We start from the raw sequence: 4,096 nt of genomic DNA on the forward strand, positions 1-4,096 counted from the left end.
CCACTCCTCCTGGCCTGGCTCAACGAGCCAGACCCCCTGGAGGGGGTCAACTTTCAAGCGTCGCTACTGGTCCACTTTTCAGCCGTCGCCGACACGGGCGATGCCGTCGAGTACGAGCGGTCCCTCCGCGGGTGATCAGGATGTTGCCGGGCTTGATGTCCCTGTGGACGAGGCCCGCGCGGCGAATCGCAGCCGGCACTTCAGCATGATCTAGCGTGGAACCCCGGCCGTTTACGGCCGGGAGGAAACACTTCTCAAGATGGGGGTGACCCGCACCGGGGCACGGGTCTGCACTGTTGACCTCAGTCGGGGCGCTTCTGGTTCTCGATGTACTCCTTGATGATCGCCAAGGGGGCACCGCCGCAGGACACTCCTGACCACCATGGCCGAGAACAGCGCGCCGTCGGTGACGCCGAGGCCGGGATGAACTGGTCGCTGGAGCGCCCGTTGGGCGCCCGTTGGGGGCCCGGCCGGGGGGGCCGGGCCAGCTTGGATCGATGGCGTCAGGCGGGCTGCGGAGCGGCCGCGGCCTTGCGGGTCTCGCGCATCATCAGCAGGCCGTTGACGACCATCAGCGTCGCGGTCAGGCCGTGGACGCCGAGCGCGGTGGCCGCGGAGCCGTGTTGGGCCAGCACGGTCGTCATGTCGCCGTACGCGGCGAGGGCCTCCACCAGCAGCACCCAGCCCAGCGCCCGGCGGTGGCCCGTCACCAGCAGGATGCCCAGGACCAGGGCCAAAACGACGTCGCGGATTCCCTTGATGATCAGGAGGTCGTCGCCGTCGCCGGACGGCCAGCGCGGCAGGCCGAAGCCCGGCGCCGTCGTCTCCGGGCTCAGGATGAACTCCGCCCCGAACCAGAGGATGAAGAGGATGAAGGCGGCGGCCAGGACGGTGTTGATCTTCTTCAGCGACATTGTTCTTCTCCTTGCGAGTCTTTGTGAGCTTGATGGAGCTTGAGCCGTGTGGGGCCTGATCAGGCCGCGCGGACGCGGCTGATGTGGCGGGCGTAGCGGGGGCGGCTGATGATGTGCCAGATGCCGCTACCGGAGCGGGAAGGGCGGACGGGAGCGTGGCAGGCTCGACCGGCACGACTTCCACATCGACTTCGGCCGGCAGGAGGTCACGTGCCCCCGGGGCCAGGTCAGCCGCCGATGGCTCGGCGCCTACCGACTCTTCCTCGCCCACCTCGGCACCCTGATCGTGGCCCGGTTCACCAAGGGTCAGTGCCAGCCCTGCCCGGACCGCCCTCGGTGCACCAGCCCCCGCGAGAGCGCCCGGAACGTGGGCTTTCCCCGCGAGAACTCCGCGACCGGCGAGTCCGCGTCCGCACCGAGCAATTGACGCCCGCGTGGAAGTCCGGCTACGCGGTCCGCTCCGGGGTGGAGGGGACTATCAACGAGTTCGCCCACGGACACGGCATGCCTTGCTGCCGCTACCGCGGGCAGCCGAAGGCCCATCTGCAACACGTGCTCACGGCCATCGCTGTGAACATCGAACGCTCAGCAACCAGCGGCGGACCGAGGACATCCCCTCACCTCGACCGCCGACCACTTTCCAGACCTTCCTGGACCAGCAGGGAATCCCCCGGTCGAAGTCCTGGCGAACCCTCGGCAGCTGACCTCGCCGTACAGCGCCGTGCCCCCGTCGGTGTTCGGGCAGCAGCGTCAGGTCGAGCGGTGACGTCACCGGACCGTTCGCCCACACCACCGCGTCGGTCGCGACTACGAACGCGATCCCGCCACCAGCGCAGCCGTGATCCGCTGGGCCGCCATCGGCCTCACGACCCGGTGCCTCCCGGGGTGAGAATTTCCATGAGATGTCCGTCGGGGTCGTGGAAGTAGGTGCCCCTGCGACCTTTAGTGCTCTCACTGTGATAGATCTGCCCGATCTCCTGGCAAGCGGGATCGCCGTAGTGGGTGATTCCACCATGCTGGATGCGGGCGAGGGCAGCGTCGAACTCCTCCTCGCTGACCATGAACGCGTAGTGGTGTGGCTCAAAGTCGTCCAGCTGGTCGTAGTCCAGGCTGACCTGGACCCGATACGTGCCCTAGCCCTCCGGCGCTCCTGAACGCGGTTGTCCCAGGCGTTCTGGTAGGCCCGCAAGTCCTCGAGGGCTGCTTCCCAGGCGTCCACCAACTGGAGGTACGCCTCTTGCCGCTGGTTCCATAGCCACTGGGCGTGCTCAGAGATCCGCGAAGCGGCCTTCTGGTAGCGGCAAATGAGCGCCATGCGCGACCGCACCTCACAGCGCAACCCGTCCCACAGTCAAGGTGGAGCGCCCTGAGCGGTTAGTCGGGTGAAGGTGAGTACGAGTGCTCATGCGGGTAGTTTTCAGCTTCCTGCATGGTGCGTGCATGCGATCGACATCCCTCTCGAAGCCTGTTCTGGTGGCCGCGCTCGGCTGCATGGTTCTGTCCGGCTGCGGCACTCAGAACGCCGCCACCGATCAGAGCCCCGCAGGCAGCGACGTCTCCGCGACAACCCCGCTGGATGCTCCGCACAACGATCCGCAGGTGCGGTTCCTTGAGCTGATCACCCGCATCACGCAGGGGTGCGCCCCGGACGCCCCCGACGACAAGGGTGATGATCTCGTGCCCGAGCCGGACGACCTGCCCGGTTGGGAGGAAGCTACAGCGAGATACGGGCCGGGCGAGACCCCGCCGGGCGTCCCGAACGCCAGCGGCAACATAGCCGTTCCCCTTCCTTCGGACGCTCCCGAACCGTCGGAGTCGACCCCTTCTGCCGCCAAGCCCAAGCCGCCTGGGGAAATGCCGCTGACCGACATCGAAAAGTGCACCGGCAACGCGCACGCACAGCGCATCAGCCAGGCGTTCAAGAACATCAAGACGACCAGCTACCACGCGATGCACAAGAAACTGACGGACCTGGACTACCCGGCGTCGCGGATTCACCAGATGCCGAAACACGCGGGGGCGCCACGGGCAAGACTCGACCTGCGCTTCATGGGCGACCACTTGGCCTTGGAGGTCACCGGCACCAGCAACGGGGTGATCGTCGAAGCGTTCGGGGCCCCGGAGACGGAGGAGGCGAAGGTGACCGACGTGAAACGCAAGCCGCAACCGGACGCGCCCACGTCCTGACCAGATCACCCGGAACGCGCACAAGAAAGAGGAGGGCCCCTGTCAAGGCACTACTGCATCGCCGTGCCGCGCAGCACACGAAGACCGCGCCGGTCTCTCGGCCTGGCAGGTGACCGTTTATGCCTCGGGGAGCCGGTCGAGGAAGCCGAGGACGGACATGATCCGGCCGTCCTCGGCCAGGGTGACCACGTCCGAGCCGGCGACCGGCGCCGAGCCGTCGGCAGTGGACACCAGCTCCCAGCTGAAGCGGGCGACGTGATGGTTGCCGTCCACCTCACCGACCAGTTTGAACTCGAAGCCGGGGAACTGCTCGTGCGCCGCCTGGATGACCGCGGCGATCTGCTCATGGCCGCGCACGTCGGCCAGCGGGTCGGTGTAGATACCGTCCTCGGACCACGCGGCGGCGACCGCCTTGACGAGCGTGTCGGCGTCGGTGGCGTTCCACGCCTCGAAGTAGCAGGCGACAGCGGCAACGTAGATCGACATGGCGGGACTCCCGTTCCGGTCAAGTGTCTTGCCATCCAGGCCAGTTGGGCCAGACCTCGAGCCGGAGTGCGCCGGCCCGAAACCTGATGGCTTCACCCTGCCGCGCCCCGCCCGACCACGCGATTACCGCCCAGGCAATGAAGCCCAGACCCCGTCGAACCAGCCCACCGACCCACACCCTGCAATCGGCGGCCCAGACGACCGGGACTCAGCCTTGGCCAGGCCAGACCCGGCACCCCGATGTGGCACCGAGCGCGCCCCACTTTGACCGCCGCCGGCATCCCGCACGTCGACAACACCACGGCACCCCAGGGGCTCGCTGCGGTCGAACGGCCTTTCGCGCCATGCCTGCCGGAGGCTTCGCCGCCCGGGCTCTGCGCCCAGCAGGCGGCCCCGCCTGCGCACAGCAAGGCCTAAGACCGTGTCCTACGTGGTGAGGCCTCGTTGACCTCGGTATGGGGCGGGGTACATGGAGTTGGATTGTTCCGGACGGACTGTGGGAGATCGCG

The 4,096-nt window shown here is 67.7% G+C and carries 4 protein-coding genes and 1 pseudogene; 2 read left to right on the top strand and 3 right to left on the bottom strand.

All coding sequences use genetic code 11. The annotated features are described in order from the left end of the window. Window positions 1–503 precede the first annotated feature (503 nt). Window positions 504–914: a DUF4267 domain-containing protein gene (locus AC07CM_RS50415; protein WP_478883288.1), complete on the bottom strand. Its 411-nt coding sequence runs from the start codon at window positions 912–914 to the stop codon at window positions 504–506. Between the two features lie 237 nt (window positions 915–1,151). Here AC07CM_RS50415 and AC07CM_RS50420 point away from each other — a divergent pair. Continuing rightward, a pseudogene (locus AC07CM_RS50420) lies at window positions 1,152–1,439 on the top strand (hypothetical protein); the annotation flags it as partial. A gap of 338 nt (window positions 1,440–1,777) precedes the next feature. Here the strand turns inward: AC07CM_RS50420 and AC07CM_RS50425 are convergent. Next, complete coding sequence (locus AC07CM_RS50425; protein WP_478883291.1) at window positions 1,778–1,975, bottom strand: VOC family protein; 198 nt, start codon at window positions 1,973–1,975, stop codon at window positions 1,778–1,780. A 337-nt stretch (window positions 1,976–2,312) separates the two neighbouring features. Here AC07CM_RS50425 and AC07CM_RS50430 point away from each other — a divergent pair, with 337 nt between their 5' ends. Beyond that, entirely contained in the window at window positions 2,313–3,101 is a 789-nt protein-coding gene (locus AC07CM_RS50430) for a hypothetical protein (RefSeq protein WP_478883289.1), read from the top strand. A gap of 117 nt (window positions 3,102–3,218) precedes the next feature. Here AC07CM_RS50430 and AC07CM_RS50435 read toward each other — a convergent pair whose 3' ends face one another. Beyond that, on the bottom strand, window positions 3,219–3,587 hold the full coding sequence (locus AC07CM_RS50435; RefSeq protein ID WP_478883290.1) for a nuclear transport factor 2 family protein: 369 nt from the start codon (window positions 3,585–3,587) through the stop codon (window positions 3,219–3,221). Between the last annotated feature and the right edge of the window lie 509 nt (window positions 3,588–4,096).

This window comes from Streptomyces sp. NPDC044061 (assembly GCF_056434305.1).